Below are 21241 nucleotides of genomic sequence, written 5' to 3'. Positions count from 1 at the left end.
CTGCGGTTATTGTTTTAATTTTTTCCAATAGGAGGAGGGCCGTCAATCATTGGCTCATAGACTTCATCACCTTTTCGCATTTTGAATTCTTCTTTCACCTCATCTACCAACTTCGGATTGTCAAATAAATCCACTGCGGTCATTCCCAACGCTTTTGAAGCATAGACCATTCCTTTATGACCAATGGACATTCCACCACAAGCTACAACGGCCCATGAGTGCCATGGAGTGCCTTTAGGAGCCACTGTCACACCTAAATTGATATTGGGTACATTCCAGCTGACATCGCCCACATCCGTAGAACCTCCACCGGGTGTTTCTAGTGTTTCTCGCAGCGGGTTTATTGAGGCATCCATGCCAACCTCTGGTTTGCCGGTAGCTTTTTGAATTGCTTTGCCAAATGCTTCTTCCTCGGCCGTATACGACATAGGGCCTAAAAGCTCTAAGTTTTTTTGCATTATGGCGCCTCCAGAACGATTTACTAGTACTTCATAAATTCCAGATACCAATGAGATTTTATAATCTACATTGGCCATAATCGCAGCTCCTTCCGCCATCGCTTTGACGCGTTCGTATGTAGGCAACATATTAGCACGCTTAGGGTCGCGTACACGAACCCATAGTTTTGCATAATCAGGCACAACGTTTACCACTTGACCACCATCTTGAATATGGTAGTGAATACGTGACGATGGTAAAATATGTTCTCTATAGTAATTTATACCAGTAGTATAGAGTTCAAGCGCATCAGATGCCGAACGCCCATTCCATGGGTCCATAGAGGCATGAGCAGCTTGCCCTTCGAATTCAACAATAAAATCGATTAGTGACAAACCACTTTGCACATCGGCTTCAATATCTGCGCTGGGGTGCCAACTTAGATTGACATCAACATCATTCCATAAACCGGCTTCAACCATCCAAACTTTGGCAAAGAATTTTTCTTCTGCCGGAGTACCTAAGAATTTGATAGTCCCTTTTAATTTTCCTGCTTCCATCAACTCCTTTATGGCAATGGCCGCGCCAAGACTTGAAGTGCCAAACATATTATGACCGCATCCGTGACCTGCAGCACCTTCTTTATAAGGTTCTTTTTCCGGTTGTGCTTTTTGAGAAATCCCCGGAAGGGCATCAAATTCCCCCAAAATGCTAATGACAGGTTTTCCTGAACCGTAGGTAGCAGTAAACGCCGTTGGAATGTTTGCCACCCCTCGAGTGACTTTTAGCCCGTTCTTTTCGGCATAATCCGCCAGAACAGCTGAAGATTGCGATTCATTAAAAGCAGTTTCTGCCAATGCCCAAATGGAATCACTTATTTTAATTAATTCGGATTTATGTTTCTCTACAGAAGCAATAACCGCCTTTTTATTTTTTGACATTTTTTGCGCTGAAACCGTTGCGGCAAAGAGCATAAGTATTCCTAAAAGAGTGCATTTTTTCATTCTTAAGTAGTTTAGTTTTGTTTCCGAATAGACGGAAATCCTTTTTAATTATTTGAGTTAGCTATTATACTTTTTGTTCATATAGTCGTAGGCCTTTTCAATAAGTTCGGAGAGCACATCTAAATCGACATCAGATAGTTTATTGATGTAGAGGCAAGATTTTCCTGCTTTATACTTCCCAAGCCGTTTCATTATATCTGGGTAACGAATAAATCCCGTATTGTAAATGGCAAGGTTTTGTTTTCTAGGGGAGAATCCTGCCATAAGCATATCGCCTTCACGACCAGTATCATATTTGTAATGGTAGCTTCCGAAACCAATAAGACTATTCCCCCATAAAACGGGAGGTTGACCAGTAATTTTCTGAATCAAATCAAGTAATGTGTAACTATCGTTACGTCTCGTTTCATTTTCGACCGTGTCTAAAAATGCTCTTGCTGAAGCTGTGGTGGCTATGGTTTTGTTCTCGGACATTGTTGGTCAAATTACCATGTCCATAAATATAGTGAAAAGTGATTATGCGACCGCTTCTTTATAGGTTTTTAAACAGCGTTCGCGCGCCATTTTGTGATCGACCATCGGAGTAGGATAGGTAAGCTCCTCTAGTTCAGGAACCCATTTTTTGATATACTCGTGTTGCTTGTCAAACTTTTCAATCTGAGTGGTGGGATTAAATATGCGAAAGTATGGTGCTGCATCAACCCCGCTTCCCGCCGCCCATTGCCAATTGCCGACATTGGCACTTAAGTCATAATCTAATAACTTTTCTGCGAAATAGGTTTCTCCCCAGCGCCAATCAATTAATAGATGTTTGCACAAAAAACTGGCCACTAGCATCCGCACTCTATTATGCATGTAACCCGTGGTGTTCAGTTCTCGCATACCTGCATCCACCAGGGGATAACCCGTTTGTCCGTTTTTCCATTTTTCAAACTCCGCTTCGTTGTTTCTCCATTCAATGCGGTCGTATTTTGGACGGAAGGATTGGTCAACCGTATGCGGAAAATGCCATAGAATTTGCATGAAAAATTCTCGCCAAATCAACTCACTCCAAAAGACCTCATTTTCCTCCGCTATCGCTTTTTGAATCATTTGACGTATAGAAACCGTGCCGAAACGTAAATGCGGACCTAAGCGCGATGTGCCATTTTCCTTTGCAGGAAAGTTACGCGTCGCTTCGTAATTATTAATTAGCCTTGAGTTTACTGTATAGCCTGGCACACTAATTTTAGACCTTTCAAACCCCATTGCTTCCAGGGTCATATTGGGCAGGTCGGCCTCTTTGACTAAATTTTCAAGATGACTTCTTGAGTCTTTTGATGATAACACATTTGCATTGAATTTTTCTTTCCATTTGTTTTTAAAGGGAGTGTAAACCACATAAGGCTTGCCGTCATCTTTTGTAATTTCATTCTTTTCAAAAATCACTTGATCCTTGAAAGTTAATAGCGGTATACCTTTTGTATCTAAAATTTGGGCCACCCCTTGATCTCTTTCTTGTGCATAAGGCTCATAGTCATGATTTGTAAAGACCTCTTGTAGGTCATAGGACTGCAAAAGGGCTTTAAATACATTTTTCGGGCTCCCATGATAAAGGGCAATAGCGCTTGAATATTGCTGTTTCAATTCACTTCGCATTTCTTGAAGGGTATCAAAAATAAAACTTACACGCGCGTCATTTTGAGGAAGTTTATCTAAAATTTCTTTATCAAATATGAATATGGGCAGTACTGGATGTTCTCCCTTAAGTGCATTAAAAAAACCGACATTATCGTCAAGTCGCAAATCGCGTCGAAACCAGAATATAGACACCTTTATATTCATACTAATTGATGTTCAAAGTTGACATTCCACCATCAATGCCTACGATTTGTCCGGTCATCCAAGTGCTTTTGTCGCTTAATAAGAACACTGCAATATTTGCAATGTCTTCTGCCTCGCCAACACGTTTCAGTGGATGTCTTTGAGACATCATTTCACGTTTTCTATCATTACTCAAGAGGCGTTTGGCCAATGGGGTATCAACTAAGGAGGGAGCGACTACATTAATTCGAATTTTAGGTGAATACTCCGCAGCCAATGACTTTGCAAACCCTTCAACAGCTCCTTTTGCTGCCGCAACGCTAGTGTGAAATGGCATTCCCGTACCCACAGCTACGGTGCTAAAAAAGACCATGCTTGATCCTTCAACCATTTTTGGCATGACTGCTTTAACTATCCTAACCAACGCAAAGAAGTTTAGTTGCATATCTTCTTCGAATGTTTCCAAACTCATCATTTTAAAAGGTTTCAAGTTGATGCTCCCTGGACAGTATGCGAAACCATGAATTTCTTCAGGTAATGAAGTACTATCCAAATCATCTGAAATAGCATCAAAAGGAATGTGAGTGACATTTAAATCCCCGAGGCCTTCACTCGTTCTAGATGCTATAAAAATGTTATAATCTTGGTTTAAAATTTTTGCCATTGAAAACCCAATGCCATGCGAACCGCCAATAAGTACTATGTTTTTCATTTCATATCGAATTTAAATGGAGTTCATTGGGAATACCTTCAATTTTTCCAAAGAGTTCATGTAGTTTTTGTTCTCTATATTTAAAAATTTGCTTGAGTTGTTTCTTTACAACTATGGGATGGGCCAATTGCCCTAATATCCCAAAGGGGATTTTATAGTCAATAATGTCTTCCATTTCAACACCACCTTCAATCGGTTTTATAAAATGCTTGTGATGCCAAAGTGCATATGGGCCGAAACGCTGCTCGTCTACGAAATATTCACCTTCTTTTACGTGTGTGATTTCTGTAACCCACTTGGTAGAATAGCCAGGAAATGGAGAGACTTTGTATTGTATGATTTGTCCGGCGAACATAGGTCTATCTCCGCCTGCTAGTATATTGAAACCCATATGGTCAGGTGTAATTACTTTTAAATTGGCAGGACTTGAAAGAAAGTCCCAAGCTTCTTGTTGCGAGATAGGAATTACCTGTTTTGAATGCAATTGATATAGCTTCATAGACTTATTTTGACCAAAGATATGATCTTTTTGTTCAACTAAAAATAAAAATTGTTAAACAAACAATAATGGGTTGAATTTAAAATACTTTAGGCATGTAGTCAGCGTTAGTTAAAAGTATACCGTTGGTCTTATATTTTATAAGTTAAAGCAACAATTTTGTACTTTTCCTCTAGAACCTGGGCAATGAAATTTAGATTTTTTCTTTCTATCCTTATCTTATGGAGTCCTTTCCTATTTTCTCAAGAAAATGCGGAAGTCCTTAGTATTTTGCCAAGTGAAGTTTCTGAAACCTCAGGTTTGATTTTCCATAATGGAAAATTAGTTACCCATAACGATTCGGGAAACACTTCTCAACTTTTTGAAATAGATACCGTATCCTACCAAATTACCAGAATTGTTACAATAACGAACGCAATAAATACAGATTGGGAAGACTTAGCTCAAGATGAACAATATATCTATATTGGAGATTTTGGAAATAATCTAGGCACAAGAACCGATTTGTCAATATATCGGATAAATAAACAAGACTATGACGAATCTGATTCAGTATCTGCAGAAGTGATTAGCTTCAGTTATGAGGATCAAACCGACTTTGGCGATACTGGTAATAGCGATTGGGATGCCGAAGCCTTTTTCGTATGGAATGACCAATTAATTGTATTAACCAAACAATGGAAGAGTAACGGTACCGATGCTTATGCCATTCCCAAAACTCCTGGACAACATATTGCTACAAAAGTAGATAGTTATGCCATTGAAGGTTTGGTAACAGGTGCTACTTACAATCCATTTTCAAACGTGCTTTTTCTTATTGGATACTCCGCTACACTAGGCCCTTTTACTGCTAGTTTTGAAATATTATCAACTAATACCTCCATCTTTTCCGATGAAGTTGTCAAAACTACTTTGAACATTGGCTTAGCGCAAGTTGAAGCGATAACCTATTCAGACGCAGATACCTACTTTTTTTCTTCGGAATTCTTTTCCCGAACAACTCCATCAATTACGTTGGAGTCAACCTTGTTTAAGTTTGATGTGACGGAAGTAATGGAACCTGAACCTGAACCCGAGCCTGAGCCCGAACCTGAACCTGAGCCTAATCCAGATTTAGAACCTGAATTGGGGAATGATGAAATTATCCTGTATAAGAGCAGGTTGTTTGATTTTTTGGAATACAAATCCGGAATTGAAGCCCCTATAATTAAACGATCCATTTTTGACCCTCTAGGACGTGAAGTACAATATATATTAGGTAGTGACATCGAAGATAATCGTGTGGATTTATCTACTTTACAAAACGGAATATATTATCTAACCTTCTATTTTTCAGATAGTAAGAAGTCCATTCCATTCTACAAAGACTAAGTACACATCTATTTTATTTAAGACTTTCTTAACAATACTGACTATGGTTTATGTATAGATTTGTCATACACAAAAAACCAAATTCTCGCCGTTGCGAGAATGACTTTAAAAATTTCAAAATGAAAAAATTTACACTATTTTTATTTGTTGCCTTGGCTTCATTTACTTTGGAAGCCCAAATCAATACCCCGGCACCTAGTCCATCATCTAAATTGATGCAGACTGTAGGTCTTACTGATGTTACCGTGGAATATTCAAGACCATCCATGCGAGGAAGAACAATTTTTGGGGATTTAGTTCCTTATGACAAATTATGGCGTACAGGTGCTAATGGATATACTCTTGTTACCTTCAGTGAAGATGTAAAAATTGGAGGTCAAGATGTAAAGGCGGGTACTTACTCGGTTTTTACAAAACCAGGTGCTACTACTTGGGACGTATTTTTCTACACTGATACACAAGGTGGAGGAACACCTAGAGATTGGGATGATAGCAAAGTAGTTGCGAAGGCAAGTGTTCCTGCTATTAAAATGCCCGAAGGAGTTGTAATCGAAACTTTCACAATAACCATTGATGACCTTACTTCAAACTCAGCTAATCTTGGTATGATGTGGTCAGATACGTATGTAGCAGTTAACTTTGAAGTACCAACTGATGCAGCCGTTGAGAAGAACATTTCGAGAGCCTTAGGCGGACCAACTGCAGGTGATTATTATGCAGCTGCAACATACTATTCAAGCGAAGGCAAGGATATAAACAAAGCCAAAGAGTGGATGGACAAATCTATGTCCATGACCGAAAAGCCAGCTTTCTGGCAACTGCGTCAACAGTCTCTTATTCAGGCAAAAGCAGGTGACAAAAAGGGAGCTATAGCGACTGCTAAAAAATCTTTAGCAGCAGCCAAAGAAGCTGGTAATGATGACTACGTTAAAATGAATACTGATTCTCTAAAGGAATGGGGAGCAATGTAAGTGAACTGAATATGTAAAATTAAGAACCCTCAGCTTATAAAACTGAGGGTTTGTTTTTGCGATTAATCTGCCTATTTGTTTTTGGTAGCCCACTCCGCTAATTCCCAAACATCTTCTGCAACTAAGTTTTGCAATTTCGATTGCTCTAGACTTTTTTTGTTTCCTTCAAAAAAGTCTAAAGCTAACTGACTCTTATTGTTTCCAGATACTTTTGATTTTAATTGACTTAGTAGTTTCTTGTCTTTTTGGTTTGCTAATAATCCAAAGAGATTATTTAAAGAATTTTTTTCTGAATGTGACAAGGTGTAAGCCACAACTGCCTCTAGTAATTCCTTGCTTTTTTGAGAGTTGCCAGTACTGGAATAAGCTTTTGCTAACAAAAAATCTAAGGCTCTTTCATCAGGGGTATACGGCTTGCCGACCCCAATGTTTTCAGGCCACTCCTTTGATTTTTGTAATGTAGATATCACCTGGTCATATTTTTTACTTTTCATAGCCTCCAAAGCAACTCCCAAGTGGGCCCTTTCATAGATACTTCTGCTTTCACTTGCATGTTCATAGGGTAGTACTTGAATAGATTCCAGAACATCGAGTACTTTTGAGAACTGGCCTTTATTAAGTAATGATTTTGCATGGGCCAAACCAATGTTGTAATTGTCTTTAAAAGTTCGATACGCTTTTTTAGACAAACCATGTGCCAGTTCAAACTTATCATTTTTAAGGTAAAACTGAATACTTTCCTCCCAGACTTTCCAGTCCTTGGAGTTTAAGGTTAATGCCTTATCATAGTCCTTAGCGTTGTCTTCGAAACTTGTCTTAGAATTCATTTTTGCTCTAAAGCGATAAAAGATATCTGAATTTGGAGTAGTGCCGAGTTTATTTAGAACATTCTTCCCGTCTTCTTTTCGGCCTACTGCTATATAGTTTAGAGCCAAATAATATTTGAACTTCCAATTCTTATTCTGGTTGACTGCCCATTTTAGTACAGGAATGGTTTCTCTTCGATAGGGGAATACAAAATCTACGGGTTCCTCGGACATTTTGTTTAGAATACCTAAACTTTCCTTGGTTTCTGAGTTTTGCAGTAAGTAAGACTTCCACAATTGGTTTTTAGGACTTGTAGGTCCAATGGACAAGACTGATAAAGCATCTTTTTTTAAACCCAAATCTATAAATCTTAAAGCTAGTCTTAAAGCGGTTTCCGCTTTGAATTCATTTTGAATATTCGTTTTGAAAAATTTTTTGTCAGCCTGGAACTTTACAAAATGGTTCATAGGGTCCATTTCTAAGACTGCCCGAAGTTCTTTATCAAAACCTTCATTGTCTTTTGAGTTTCTATGAGTTAATAGTAATACTTCCCTTGCATTAATATTATAGGTATTAAAATCCAGTGCTTTATTAGCATATATCTGTGCACGCTTGTAATTCTTCTCTTTCAAATATATCTCAGCCATCTGCGCATAAGCCACAGACCGATACTTGATGTCCCGTGCTGCCCAGCCGAAAGATTCTAGCGCATTTATGATATCATTTTTAACACGATAGGTTATAGCTGCCATATAATTTGCCCCAGATTGGTACGTATCCATCCGCAAAACTGTATCTATATGTTCTAGAGCTTTATCATAATTGGTTCTTCGGAATTCCAATTCTGCTAATTTTACCAAACCGGCTTGATGTGATGGGTCTAGTTTTACCAATTCCTTAAGCTTTTCATGCGCTAGGTCAAATTCGCGGTACTCAAGGGCTTCTGTTCCGGCAAAAAGTAGTTCTTCGGATTTAGAAACCTTTAAATTTTTATCCGGATAAAAGGGTCGTTTGATATGATTTTTTTCAGGGTCATTGGAGTAGGCTAATTCTGTTCCATCTACATATACTTCTATTCTATCCTCTTTATTTGCAGGATGTTTGGTACTAAAAACCTCCATAGGCTGTAAAGCTAATTTTTCAATTGCTATTTTTCCATTGATTATGATTTGTAACTCAGCATCTAATTTTTGAAGTGCATTGATGCCTACCGATAGTTCACCATTTTCCATTTCTACATTAAGGACTCCATGTTCTGAAGCATCTTCCATACCTCCAATTTCCTTGATAGGAAACCAAATTTCACTCCATTTGTCCATCATGTAAGGGTCAAAGCCCACCTGGCTTATCGGATTTGTCGCCCCGGGGAAATATTGGTCAAAAAGGCGACCTGCCTGAAATTCTATGTACTGTCCGTCAGTATCGGTCAATAAATCCTCCCAAATTCCACCTGAACGTGATAAGGCCCAAAGCCATAACTTTTGACCTGGCATTTCTTCATAAGGTGCCCATTGCCCAAAACCGAATTTACGGTCGTGGTAATATCCTCCAAAAAAATCATTGTATTCACCAACAACATGATAGGATTTTGCCGGGCCGAAGTCGTTTTCCTTATACATGGCAAGATTTCTACCTTGCTCATCAATAGGCCAAGGGTGTGCATCTCCGTTATGTTCTACATAGGCATTTCCGGGAATAAAGAACTCTAAATCATTTGTAGCCACTGCTGCTGCCGTCATCCAATTGTAGTATGACTCAGTTAGGGGAGAAGCGTTATACCAAGAGGCATTGGTTTCAAAATAGGCTTTGTCTTTTTCGAGCCGCACTTCAACCGTCCAACGTGTGTTTGAGGGCAGATCAAGGTTACCTACGATACAACTTACACTACCGTCAGGATTAGTTCTCGTTAAATAATCTACTGGGGTAGCTGTGGATGGATGATGACCAATAATACCAAAGTTGAACTCAATTCCTCCAGAGGTCCAAGGCCCGCGCATGGCTATATTTCGGAATTTTATAACTTCATTTTTATAGAGAAACTCTTCACCTGTACTCTTTTCTATAGCACCCCAAACTTTGCCCCCAATTTCTGGCAGGACCATAACTTTGATATATTCATTTTCGAGGGTAACAACCTTCCAATTCTTGCTTTTAGAATTATGTTGGTACTCCTCAAACTTGAAATAGGGAAAGATTTTCGGATTTTCTGCCAATATGGGAACTGGATTTCCTTTGCCGAAATCATAGGTTGGTAAAGAAACCAATTCTTCTTTTATGGTCACGGATTGTGCTTGTAGCTCAATGAATGGAAGCAATAGGCAGCCAACAAGCATACATAAAATGGTTTTATTACACATGGGTCAGTTTTTTGGTTTGAATAAATACGTCTTTACAAAATCATTATTTCTCGCGAATAGTATTAGATGTGAACCATCTTGGCGCTGTAGAACCGAGATGTCTCTTACTTGACCATCTATATTGAGTCCACTTTCTTTGTTATTGATGGGCGTAAATTTTCCCTTTCCATCTCCTAGAAGTAATATGCCTTTGTTTGCATCGTACCTACCATACTTTACTCTTGTTCCAAAGAAATTTCCTGCCATAAGAACATCTAGATTCCCATCTGAATTAAAATCTTGAAGTAGAATACCATAAATGGGTGAAAATTGAGCCTGAGCGGGTAGGGGTCGAGTACTAAATTGACCATTACCCAAATTCTCAATGTAGCTCGTTGCGAAAGTCTGAGCTTCTAGAACATCTGCCTCTGACAACTCTTCAGATGTGAAAATGTCAGATATCTTTTGATTTGCATAGTCTGAATAGTTTACATATTTTCTTTTTAACTGAGGCAATTGTCCGATAAGGTCATCTTTGGAAAAAACAGGATAACTTCCACCCATAATATAGGAGCAGAGTATCGGGTCGAGAGAACCGTTATTGTCAAAATCCTTCACATATAGTTGCACAGGTTCTTTCACGGTTGCCTTTAACTGAGAATTCAAACCGAAGTTACCTGCGATATAATCCAAATCTCCGTCATTATCAAAGTCACCTTGCTTTATAGTATTCCACCAACCTTTGGAATTGTTTAGTCCAGAAGAATCTGGGAGTTCTGTTAATTTTCCATTGGTGTTTTCAAAAGCCCGTATTCCAAGGAATTCGCCCACTATAAGTAAATCAGCATTACCATCATTTGTAAAGTCGGTCCATAGGGCATCTGTAATCATTCCAATATTTTCTAACTTGCTACCGACGGACGTTGTCACATCTTTAAAATTACCTTTCCCATCATTTTGTAGTACATAACTCCTGGGAGCTGTCGGATACTTTCCAGGAACTAGCCTTCCACCAATAAAAAGATCTAAATCCCCATCTGAATCATAATCTCCAGATGCAACACATGAACCACTTGAAATCATTGGTGGGAGGGAACTTTCCTTCTTTTCGAACCGACCATTTCCCATATTGATGTACAGCCGATCTTGTAATTCTGAAGAGTCCATTGAAAACTCATTTCCCCCACTCACAACGTACAAATCAAGGTCTTTGTCATTATCGGCATCAAAAAACAGAGCATCTATATCTTCAGAGTCCTTGTCTTGTTCTAAAAGGGGTGAATTTGAAGGTTTGAATTCCTCATCCTTAGATTGCACTAATAACTGTGCTATATTTCCTTTAGCACCACCAATGTAGATATCTTCTAAACCATCATTATTTATATCACCTTTGGCTATTTTTGGTCCTTGGGTGGATAGCTTATGGGGTAGGAACTGTTCAATTTTAAAATCTACAAAGTTGTTTTCGCGATGAGCGATTGGAATTAAAGTGTCTTTTGAAACATCTATGAAATAAGACTCGACATAATTAGGTATTTCCTTCTGAAGTTGATGCGCTTCTTTCTGATTTAAAATCAAAGTTTGATTTGCCCCGACATTTTGAATAGTTTGTTCTTTAAAATCTGGCCAAACCACGGTAAGACTGCTTATAGAATCTTCGCCTATGCCAAATGTTAAGGTATAATCAACAGATGATTGGTATCCTCTGGTGGGCATCATTTCTTGAGTTATGATTTTATCTCCAACAGCCAACGAAACCTTGGTTCCAATACCAAACGTATTTCCCTTTTCTCCTCTTAATTTTATTTTCAAGTAATTCTGCCAGGAAAAGGATTCACTATTATTGCGATAAACAAAGGTCTCTTGTTCGATATTATTCACTACTAAATCCAAATCTCCATCATTATCCAGATCGGCATAGGCGGCGCCATTTGAAAGTGATTTTTGATTTAATCCCCAATCTGTGTTTTTTTTGGTAAATGTTAGGTCACCGTTGTTCTTGTATGTGTAATTTTCTTCAACAGTTGATGGAATTTCATTTAAAAGTTCCATGATGGCCGTTTGATTACCAGTTTTGTTCTCTTCCAGTTTTGCCTGTACCGCATAATTTATGAAGTCCATATTGGTATAGTCACGCTTGTAGCCATTTGTGATGAACAGATCTTTATAACCATCGTTGTCAAAATCTGCAAATAACGAGGCCCAACTCCAGTCTGTATTTGAAATTCCGGAGAATTGTCCAATTTCGGAAAAAGATTCTCCCTGATTATTGAGCTGTAACATATTTCTCATTGTCTGGTTATAAAAACCAGAGCTCACCAGTTTTTGATACTTATCATAGTTATCCGGACCAGAAACCATTTTTTGACGATAGTTCCCCTCAGGAAGCATATCTAATGTCATGATATCTGAAAAGCCGTCATTGTTAATGTCAGCAATGTCAGAACCCATAGAAAATAAGGAGGTGTGTCCTATATACTTTTCGAGGCTTTCTGAAAAGGAGCCATTCTTATTATTAATATATAGGTAATCTTGTTCGTTATAGTCATTTGAAACATAAATGTCTGGCCATCCGTCTCCATTTAAATCAGAAACAGCTACGCCAAGGCCAAAACCAAGCACGTTTGAAATGAGTCCTGCGGAATCACTCACATCAATGTAGTTTCCATTGTCATTTTTATAGAGTTTGTCCGAATAGGCTAAATTCTTTTTATTCTTAAGTGATGCTGTAATTTGCCCGAAACCTGCATACTCTTGTGTAGAGTGGTTGAGGACATACAAATCTAAATCTCCATCTTTATCATAATCGAAAAAAGTGGCTTGCGTGGAATAGCCAGAATCGTCAATTCCATAATCGGATCCTTTTTCTGAAAAGGTCAAGTCTCCATTATTGATGAAGAGCAAGTTTTTTCTTTTTTCTGGGTCTTTCGCTGCTGATCTGCAGACATAGATATCTAATAAACCATCGGCATTTACATCAGCCATGGTGGTACCGGTATTCCATAATCCAGAGGCAAAAACACCAGCTTTTTCGGCAATTTCATCAAATTCAAAATCCCCTTTGTTCAGGTACAATCGGCTACCCACCATATTTCCGGTGAAGTAAATATCAGGGAGTCCATCATTATTTAAATCGCCAATTGAAACTCCGCCACCATTGTATAAATATCCATATTCTAGTACATTGAATTGTTTGGTTTCCTTGATGATGTTTTTAAATTTGATGTTGGTTTTACTGGAAGGAAGTAGTGTGAACATTTTGCTTTTATCGTCGTTGTTACACGAAAATTGCAGCACAATAACACAAAGTAAGAAAGATACGCGTAACCGCATGGACTTGGTTTAGAATTGTTGATTTAAAGAATACCTCAATTTATGAAATACTAAAAAAGCACCAATAAGAAAGTATTGGTGCTTTAATAAAATTTAAGGTGTTTGGATTATCTTTTATCCCACCACAACTTCGTATTGTTTTTATCTGCACCACCTAACTCGGGTCCTGAAATCGCAGCTTGAACTGCTTCACCGTTAGTATCGAACTCACTTTGGACGTAAACCATTCTTCTCATGATTTCATCGGCTGCGACATCTGGGTTTTCAGATTGAACTCTAGCATACTGCTTTGGATATCCAGTTCTTCTTAATTCTGCCCATGCTTCCCATCCATTTGGAAAGATGGCTAACCATTTTTGAGTTATTATTTGCTCAAATTGCTCCTCAGGATCTGCGGAAAATGCAACAGGAACATCAGTAACAGGCATTGCACCAGGTTCGAAAGCAACAGGAACACCAGTACTAGCAATGTAGGCATCAATTGACCCTCCATCTGCACCGGTTTTCTGAGTCATTGACGCTCTTATACCGTCTTCATATAAACTCTGAGCCGTTCCGCCCATTGACCATCCTTGCAACGCACCCTCTGCTCTTAAAAAGAACATTTCAGCAGCATTCATCAATTCGATTGGAGGATTACTTCCACCTCTTGCAACATCAATAAATTTAGTGGCTACATCTGAGTGACCAGCATTTTTACTGGTTTCCAAATCTACTTTAGTCTGTCCGTTAAGTAAACCCTCATAAGGACTTCCGTCTCCATCAGAATCACCATCCGCTGCCGGAGCGAAATATTCAGGCATACGAGGATCTCCATAACCTTCTAAGATACTTTCCATGGTAGCACTCATTCTGAATTCACCCCAATCCGTAATCGTTTCTAGCGGATTTCTATTCACATCATCGACAGCGACATTTGCGTTTTGAGAATTATCGGTCATTACCCCAGCTGCAACGGCCTTTTCGGCCTCTGATTGCGCTCTACTCGGGTCTACATATCTGATTCGCATCGCCAAACGTAGTCGTAAACTATTTGCGAAAGTTGCCCATTTGGCAGCATCACCACCAAATATTCGGTCACTGCCACCATAGGAAGATCCACCACCACCTAATTGGGAAACAGCCTCATCAAGTGTGGTAAAGAAATCAGCATACATATCTGCTTGGTTATCGTAAGGTACTGACAATTCACCATTACCAAATGCAGAGTAGGGTACCGGACCCCAATAATCAGTTATTCTGTGATAGGCATGTACTCTTGTGATTTTTGCCATCGCATTTCCAATTTGATTACCATTAGCTTCGGATAAATCTTCAACCAATTTTATCTGTGGTGCCGCTTGACCGTAAAAAGAACCCCAAGCCAAATCGGCCCAACGACCTACCTGAACATAACGGTCAGAGTCGAAACCTGCAGCTGTTGTTGCATAATACTGAGTCCAAATATCGGAGAATAAGTTCTGTGAGATTTGAAATCTCCAGTGTAGACCATTTACAGACACATATTGCGCTTGCGCAAAAGCTTGCCCCTGTAATACCTGACTTTCTTCTAGGGCACCAATATCAAGTGCCAGAGGGTCAGTATTCAATTCATCGAAATTTTCGGTACAGCCTAGAAAGGCAACTACCAGGACAATTCCGAGCCCCATTTTCATTAATACTTTTTTCATAATTTTTTCTTTAAAGTTACAATTTTTTTAGAACCCGAATTTAATGTTTAACCCTAAACTTCTAGTGTTTGGAGGAGCGAATGATTCAAACCCGTCAGAGCTCGTTACTGATCTGTCATTATTTGAACCAATTGCTGAACCAGAGCTTGTAATTACTTCTGGGTCTATTGTGGCTTTATTTGAAATAAAGAACAAGTTTCTACCTACAAAAGAAATTTTAGCAGTTCTAAAAGGGCCGTCGCCTAAAACGGATTGAGGGATACTATATCCTAAGGTCATCTCGCGCATTCTAATGTTGGATGCATCTTCTACGAAGGCTTCACCAACAGGGGAGTTTCTTCCTCCTACTTTGGCCCAGAACTGCTCTGCGTTGACCTGAATGTTATTGGCACTTCCATCTTCTTGGACAACTTCTAACTCCGGAAAAACATTCGTTCCAAAAACCAAACTCCCGTCACGACCTGCAACTGTTTTTTGAAGTGCGCCATCTGAGGCTAAGATTGCATTGGTAAATGAACCTACCTGACCTCCCTGTCGGATATCGATTAAGAATCCGAAATTCCAATTCTTGTAAGTGAAGTTATTGCTCATACCGCCCAACCAATCTGGATTGAAGTTAGCTACGAGAACATCTTGACCTGAAGTAACTTCTGGAGTACCATCAGCGGCAACCAAAACTCTGCCTTGTGCATCCCTGGCAAAACCTCTAGAATAAACGTTCCCCCATTCATCACCAACATTCAATTCAAATCTCCTAAAGAAATCACCTCCAAAGCTTAACGTTTCTAGACCTTCAGCCAAGGATAAAACCTCACTGTTGTTTTTGGCATAGTTGAAGGTAATATTCCAACTAAAGTCTGGTGTGTTGACCGGGGTACCTGTCAAAATAATTTCAACACCATTATTTTGAATGTCTGCACCATTAATAAATTTAGTAGAAACACCAGAACCTTGCGGAACTTGTTGACCAAATAGTTGGTCAATACTATTTGTTTTATAGTAGGTAAAATCAAGACCTAATCTGCTGTCTAAGAAACGTGCATCAAAACCAAATTCCAAAGACTTTGTTCGTTCAGGTCTTAAATCAGGATTTGGAAGTTGCGTTCCTAACTGAATAAAACCCCCAGCTCTTAAATCAGCAACTTGAGTTAAGTTAAATGGGGAGGTATCATTGCCTACCTCCGCATAGGAACCTCTTAATTTCAAGAAAGAGAAAAAGTCCGGCATGGTAACTAAATCTGAAACGACAGCACTCAGTCCAGCCGAATAATAATCAAATCTCCTATTTGCGGCAGGAAGGGTTGAACTCCAATCACTACGATAGGTTAGATCAAGAAAAATCGCATCTTTCATAGCCACTTGACCAAAAGCATATAAAGAATTTACTTCTCTTCTACTAAGGTCTTGGCTTGCCGTAAGATTTTGTGCGTTGCTTATTGCAAAAATGTTTGCAGCATTTAAGCCACCTGCATTTGTTCGAACAAACTTGCTATTGGCCTGACGGTTATTACCACCTACATTCAAGTTGAAAGCAAGATTTTCATTGATATCCTTATTATAGCTCAAAAGAAAATCGGTATTCCATTCTAAACGACTTGCATTTCTAGTAACATAATTACCATTATCAGCAATTATATAAGAGTCGTTATGTAATCTGTCTTCTCTTGACTGGCTGCTTTGATCAACAGCTGTTCTAACTAGGAGGCTAAGGTTGTCTGCAAAATTATATTTCAAAGACATATAACCGATAATCCTATTGTCAATTATCTCCTTTAAGTTCTTATTGATTGTCCAGTAAGGGTTTGCACCACCATTGTCTCCTGGTTTCCAATAATTCTGACGCGTATTACCAGCATTGTCCGTATAGGCATAAAATTCAGCATCTTCCGTTCTGATATTCCTTGGTAAACGATAAGCATGTCTCCATGGATTGCTAAAAGACTCACCGGTATCTACAAGGTTATTTAAATCACTTCGTATATAATTTACCTTTGTACTAAGAACCAATTTATCTTCAATTAGATTGTTGTCAATCTTTAAACTAACATTGTGCCTCTTCAAATCATTGTCAGGAACAATACCATTTCTAAGCTCATGCGTATACCCGAAAAATGTTTGCATTTTTTCATTACCAGAACGAATGGAAAGGTTATTGGCTAAATTAAATCCTGTTTGCATAAAATCGTTCACATTGTCTGGTTGAGGACTGAATGAATATGGTCCTGCAGAATTACCAGGGAACCAGGCATCAACTTGACTCCCATTTAAAGCCGGCCCCCATGAACCTGTAGAAGCAGCATTGTAAACTCCGCCACTACCTTGTCCGAATTCATTTTGGTAGTCAAAAAGAATATTTCCAGTTTGAGAAGTAATAGTTGAACTAATATCAACGGTCATTCTATCGGATGTACCCGACTTTGTAGTAATGATTATCGCACCGTTGTTTGCTCTTGCACCATATAGTGCAGCGGCATTCGCTCCTTTTAAAACGTTTATCGAAGCAACGTCATCAGGGCTTATATCAGAAATATCACCACCTAAAGGTACCCCATCAACTATATAAAGTACTTGACTACTACCGGCAATAGAACGATTACCCCGTAAAACCACTTTTGAAGCTCCACTTACCCCATTACCTGAAGTTTGAATTGAAAGACCGGCAACTTTACCTGATAAACTGTTCACCAAGTTTTGTTGTGGTCGTGCTTCGTCTATGCCTTTTGGATCAACACCCTGCGTTGCATAGGTCAATGACTTTTTCTGTCTTTTTACACCTAAGGCTGTTACAACAACCTCATCAAGTTGACTTGCATCCTCCTGCATAGCAACATCGATGGTATTTGAAGACCCAACAGTTACGGTTTGAGTTGCCGTACCAATGTATGAAAATACTAAAACGCCACCTTCAGCGACATTAATAGTGTAATTTCCATCAAAATCAGTTTGTGTACCATTGGTAGTTCCTTGCACAAGGACGTTAACCCCCGGCAAGGGAGAACCATCAGATGCATCGGTAACGTTACCGGATACGGACTTTGTTTGAGCTAATAGTGGGTAAATCCCTAAAACCAGCACAAAAAATAAGAGCAGTTTTTTAGTCATAATTTTGTTTTTTGATAATGTTGTTAGTTTTAACATTGAGTTAATATTCTATGAATTTAAACTATTTTTTTAAGAAATATACATGTTGAAGTAAAAATGTGTACGAACACATAGTTTGTGCCGAAAACGTTGTAGTTTTAAAATTTATTTGCAACCGCAGTCTAAGGTGGGTTAACTTTCAAGTAAAATGAGTATTTATCTAATCGAGGTAATACATGACATTTTCTGGGGTGATAATGTCAATTGGGAGTAAGTTTTCCTCTGGTATTGGCTTTCCAAATAAGAAATTTTCCGCCAGGTAACCAACTCCTAGATAGGCTTGTCGCTTTGGTTTTTGGTGGATTAAGAAATCAATATGCCCTTTTTCTAAATATTTGATGTTTTCGGGTAATAAATCATAGCCTACAATAGTCAAATTTTTATTAATACCACTTATAGCCTTTAAGAAAACATATGCCTTAGAATTTGTGACAAATACCGAAGAAATAGTGTTCGTGTTTTTGACGAGATCAATACTTTGCTTTTTGAAGGCTTCATAATTCGATGTTTGCAAACTGAAAGTTTTAATTTCAGGGGTAAAACTTCTGCCCTCAAAGAATGCCTTAAAACCATTCTCTTTTAGACTCATATGCTTTTCTTCATCGATATGAAGAATTGCAATAGTCGAAGAATTATCTACTAACTTATGAATCAAACCAGCAGCTACCCGACCGGTTTGGGTCAAATCTTGACCAACAAAACTTTGCGTACTGAACTCCTCTATTAAGTTGTTAAATAAAGCAACGGAAACTCCGGCCTCTTGACAATGTTTAAATATTTCTAGGGCTTCTTTTTGAAATACTGGGGCCATCAAGAGCACATCAGGTGATGAGTTTAATGCTTCCTTCGATTTCTCGATAAAAGATATTTTTTCCGAAGTATAGTAGTAATACGTATTTACCAATACACCAAATGGCTTAAATTCTCGGGCTGCTTCTTTAATACCCTGTACTGCTGGAGACCAATATGCATCTTCCTTTGGGTCTGGCATTAGAACACATATACGATAGACTTTATTATTTTTTAGATTCCTTGCTATTGGGTTAGGTTGGTAGTCTATCTCCTTTAGGATTTTTTCTACTCGGGCCAGGGCCTTTGGAGATACTTTACCACGCCTATGCAAAACCCTATCTACTGTTCCTTTCGAGACTCCGGCTAGTTCTGCGATATCTTTTATGGTGTATTTTTTATCCATACAGTACCATTCCAAAGCATCCAATAATTTTTAAATGCCTGTTTGACATAGATGTAAATATAGAAAATTCTTAAATGTTTGTTAAAACATTACAGTTAATTGTTATTTATGTGCTGGATATATTGGTGGATATGTCAGGTATTTTTATTGAAATCGTTGCTATTGAGAATTATTATTGAATTGTACCACCTTTCACTTGTCTATCAAAACTTTCAAGAATTATCGCGATTGTCATTACAATTGCACAGCCGAAAGCATTTAGCCATAGGTAAGACATCCAATCTTGATAAAACCCTATAATAACTATCGCCTGTGTAATAATTGCGGCAATAAAAACGGCATTTCCTTTTACAAATTTCACGAAAAAGGCCAAAAGGAAAATGCCAAGAACATTTCCATAAAAAAGTGAACCAATAATGTTTACAAGTTGAATTAAGTTGTCAAAAAGGTTAGCGACATTTGCAATTAAAATTGCTATAATCCCCCAGATAAGAGTAAAGAATTTGGAGGCATTAACATAGTGTTTGTCAGAAGCTGTTCCCTTTTTATTTCTTTTGTATAAATCTAATGCTGTAATTGTGCCTAAAGCATTTAGTTCAGATGCAGTTGAAGACATCGCGGCAGATAGAATAACTGCTAAAAGTAGACCTATGAGTCCCTTTGGTAAATTGTTAAGTATGAAATGAATGAATACGTAGTCCTTATCATTTGTTTCAGCACCTTCATCTGCTTGTTTTATTAAACTCTTTGCAGCGACTCGGTTTACACTGTCTCTTTTATTAATTTCAATAATATGCTGTTTGGCTTCATCTATGGCGTTATACTCTTTCAATTCTAGGGCAGCGGAAAATTGATTTTGCGCCATCTTTTTTTCAACTTCCAAAGCTAGTTGTTCTTCTTGTAGAAGTGCGTAGTCCTTCGCCAAATCTGACTCCATAACTGTTTTGGTTGCTGCGGGATTAAAATTTAATGGAGCTGCGTTGTATTGGTAGAAGACAAATACCATAACCCCAACAAGAAGGATAAAGAACTGCATTGGAATTTTTAATATTCCATTAAAAATTAGTCCCAATTGGCTTTCTCGAATAGATTTACCGGATAAATAACGTTGCACCTGACTTTGATCAGTGCCAAAGTAGGCCAGCGCTAAGAAAAGACCACCTGTTATTCCACTCCAAAAAGTGTACCTGCTTTTGGTGTCAAAACTAAAATCTAGAATATCTAGTTTATCACTTGCTCCGGCAATTTTTAATGCCTTGCTGAAAGTAATGTCTTCAGGTAAGTATCCCAGAATAAAGAAAAAAGCGATAAACATACCCGTCATTATGATTAACATCTGTTGTTTTTGGGTTACGCTTACAGCTTTTGTTCCTCCTGAAACCGTGTAAATAATAACAAGCAATCCAATAATAACGTTTAAAGTGCGCAAATCCCATCCAAGTATTGCGGACAATATTATAGAAGGAGCAAAAATGGTAATGCCAGCGGCTAACCCTCTTTGAATTAAAAATAAAATGGCCGCAAGAGAACGCGTTTTTAAGTCAAATCTATCTTCCAAAAACTCATATGCCGTGTATACTTTAAGCTTATGATATATGGGTACAAATACCAAACAGATAATAATCATCGCCAGGGGCAATCCAAAATAAAACTGCACGAAACCCATACCATCATGGAAAGCTTGTCCAGGTGTTGATAGAAAGGTAATTGCACTGGCTTGAGTTGCCATTACCGATAACCCAATTGTCCACCATTTGGAATCTCTTCCACCACCCACGTAGTCTTCAACACTATTGCTTCCTTTGGTTTTCCAAACACCGTAAATTACAATGAATAAAAGGGTTCCGGCAAGTACAATCCAGTCTACTGTCTCCATATCAAGTAAAAGAAGTCATTAGATAGGAGAAGATTAAAATGTAGAGCACATTCAAGATGAGCACCAGTGTGTATTCTTTTTTCCA

At 38.4% G+C, this 21241-nt stretch carries 13 protein-coding genes; 2 read left to right on the top strand and 11 right to left on the bottom strand.

The features are described from left to right. Positions 1–14: 14 nt before the first annotated feature. Genes FEE95_RS13765 through FEE95_RS13745 form a run of 5 tightly spaced genes read right to left on the bottom strand, consistent with a single transcriptional unit; the run spans position 15 to position 4456 of the window. Positions 15–1442 (bottom strand): amidohydrolase, encoded by a 1428-nt coding sequence (locus FEE95_RS13765; RefSeq protein WP_138658559.1) that lies wholly within the window; start codon positions 1440–1442, stop codon positions 15–17. A gap of 57 nt (positions 1443–1499) precedes the next feature. Then, positions 1500–1916: a DUF1801 domain-containing protein gene (locus FEE95_RS13760; RefSeq protein ID WP_138658558.1), complete on the bottom strand. Its 417-nt coding sequence runs from the start codon at positions 1914–1916 to the stop codon at positions 1500–1502. A gap of 42 nt (positions 1917–1958) precedes the next feature. Then, positions 1959–3266 carry a cryptochrome/photolyase family protein gene (locus tag FEE95_RS13755; protein WP_138658557.1) on the bottom strand — a complete coding sequence of 436 codons (1308 nt, stop codon included), beginning with the start codon at positions 3264–3266 and terminating at the stop codon, positions 1959–1961. A 1-nt stretch (position 3267) separates the two neighbouring features. Then, positions 3268–3957, bottom strand: a complete 690-nt coding sequence (locus FEE95_RS13750; protein ID WP_138658556.1) for an SDR family NAD(P)-dependent oxidoreductase — start codon at positions 3955–3957, stop codon at positions 3268–3270. 1 nt (position 3958) lies between these two features. Beyond that, the gene (locus tag FEE95_RS13745) at positions 3959–4456 is read right to left on the bottom strand and encodes an SRPBCC family protein (protein WP_138658555.1); all 498 of its coding nucleotides are present in this window, start codon (positions 4454–4456) and stop codon (positions 3959–3961) included. A gap of 186 nt (positions 4457–4642) precedes the next feature. Between FEE95_RS13745 and FEE95_RS22155 the strand changes: the two genes are divergently transcribed. Next, positions 4643–5827 (top strand): T9SS C-terminal target domain-containing protein, encoded by a 1185-nt coding sequence (locus FEE95_RS22155; RefSeq protein WP_171037016.1) that lies wholly within the window; start codon positions 4643–4645, stop codon positions 5825–5827. A gap of 119 nt (positions 5828–5946) precedes the next feature. Next, positions 5947–6798, top strand: a complete 852-nt coding sequence (locus tag FEE95_RS13735) for a DUF2911 domain-containing protein (RefSeq protein ID WP_138658554.1) — start codon at positions 5947–5949, stop codon at positions 6796–6798. 71 nt (positions 6799–6869) lie between these two features. Here the strand turns inward: FEE95_RS13735 and FEE95_RS13730 are convergent, their stop codons facing one another. From FEE95_RS13730 to FEE95_RS13705, 6 genes are all read right to left on the bottom strand, one after another. Next, on the bottom strand, positions 6870–9962 hold the full coding sequence (locus FEE95_RS13730) for a DUF5107 domain-containing protein (RefSeq protein ID WP_138658553.1): 3093 nt from the start codon (positions 9960–9962) through the stop codon (positions 6870–6872). A 3-nt stretch (positions 9963–9965) separates the two neighbouring features. After that, positions 9966–13199, bottom strand: a complete 3234-nt coding sequence (locus tag FEE95_RS13725) for a VCBS repeat-containing protein (protein WP_212748436.1) — start codon at positions 13197–13199, stop codon at positions 9966–9968. Positions 13200–13381: 182 nt separating this feature from the next. Continuing rightward, positions 13382–14944, bottom strand: coding sequence for a SusD/RagB family nutrient-binding outer membrane lipoprotein (locus FEE95_RS13720; protein WP_138658551.1), 1563 nt, complete (start codon positions 14942–14944; stop codon positions 13382–13384). A gap of 27 nt (positions 14945–14971) precedes the next feature. Continuing rightward, entirely contained in the window at positions 14972–18046 is a 3075-nt protein-coding gene (locus FEE95_RS13715) for a SusC/RagA family TonB-linked outer membrane protein (RefSeq protein ID WP_138658550.1), read from the bottom strand. Positions 18047–18245: 199 nt separating this feature from the next. Continuing rightward, positions 18246–19280, bottom strand: a complete 1035-nt coding sequence (locus FEE95_RS13710; RefSeq protein WP_138658549.1) for a LacI family DNA-binding transcriptional regulator — start codon at positions 19278–19280, stop codon at positions 18246–18248. Positions 19281–19452: 172 nt separating this feature from the next. Next, positions 19453–21156, bottom strand: a complete 1704-nt coding sequence (locus FEE95_RS13705) for a sodium:solute symporter family protein (protein WP_138658548.1) — start codon at positions 21154–21156, stop codon at positions 19453–19455. Positions 21157–21241 lie beyond the last annotated feature (85 nt).

Origin of the sequence: Maribacter algarum (ex Zhang et al. 2020) (assembly GCF_005885635.1) — a bacterium.
Classification (GTDB): Bacteria; Bacteroidota; Bacteroidia; order Flavobacteriales; family Flavobacteriaceae; genus Maribacter_C; species Maribacter_C algarum.
This window is presented reverse-complemented; position numbering and strand designations above follow the sequence as displayed.

Coding starts and splice junctions, on each gene's coding strand:
- FEE95_RS13735 (WP_138658554.1), top strand. CDS start 5,947: ATGAAAAAATTTACACTATTTTTATTTGTTGCCTTGGCTTCATTTACT.
- FEE95_RS13755 (WP_138658557.1), bottom strand. CDS start 3,266: ATGAATATAAAGGTGTCTATATTCTGGTTTCGACGCGATTTGCGACTT.
- FEE95_RS13745 (WP_138658555.1), bottom strand. CDS start 4,456: ATGAAGCTATATCAATTGCATTCAAAACAGGTAATTCCTATCTCGCAA.
- FEE95_RS13710 (WP_138658549.1), bottom strand. CDS start 19,280: ATGGATAAAAAATACACCATAAAAGATATCGCAGAACTAGCCGGAGTC.
- FEE95_RS13750 (WP_138658556.1), bottom strand. CDS start 3,957: ATGAAAAACATAGTACTTATTGGCGGTTCGCATGGCATTGGGTTTTCA.
- FEE95_RS13730 (WP_138658553.1), bottom strand. CDS start 9,962: ATGTGTAATAAAACCATTTTATGTATGCTTGTTGGCTGCCTATTGCTT.
- FEE95_RS13705 (WP_138658548.1), bottom strand. CDS start 21,156: ATGGAGACAGTAGACTGGATTGTACTTGCCGGAACCCTTTTATTCATT.
- FEE95_RS13765 (WP_138658559.1), bottom strand. CDS start 1,442: ATGAAAAAATGCACTCTTTTAGGAATACTTATGCTCTTTGCCGCAACG.
- FEE95_RS13715 (WP_138658550.1), bottom strand. CDS start 18,046: ATGACTAAAAAACTGCTCTTATTTTTTGTGCTGGTTTTAGGGATTTAC.
- FEE95_RS13720 (WP_138658551.1), bottom strand. CDS start 14,944: ATGAAAAAAGTATTAATGAAAATGGGGCTCGGAATTGTCCTGGTAGTT.
- FEE95_RS13725 (WP_212748436.1), bottom strand. CDS start 13,199: ATGTTCACACTACTTCCTTCCAGTAAAACCAACATCAAATTTAAAAAC.
- FEE95_RS13760 (WP_138658558.1), bottom strand. CDS start 1,916: ATGTCCGAGAACAAAACCATAGCCACCACAGCTTCAGCAAGAGCATTT.
- FEE95_RS22155 (WP_171037016.1), top strand. CDS start 4,643: ATGAAATTTAGATTTTTTCTTTCTATCCTTATCTTATGGAGTCCTTTC.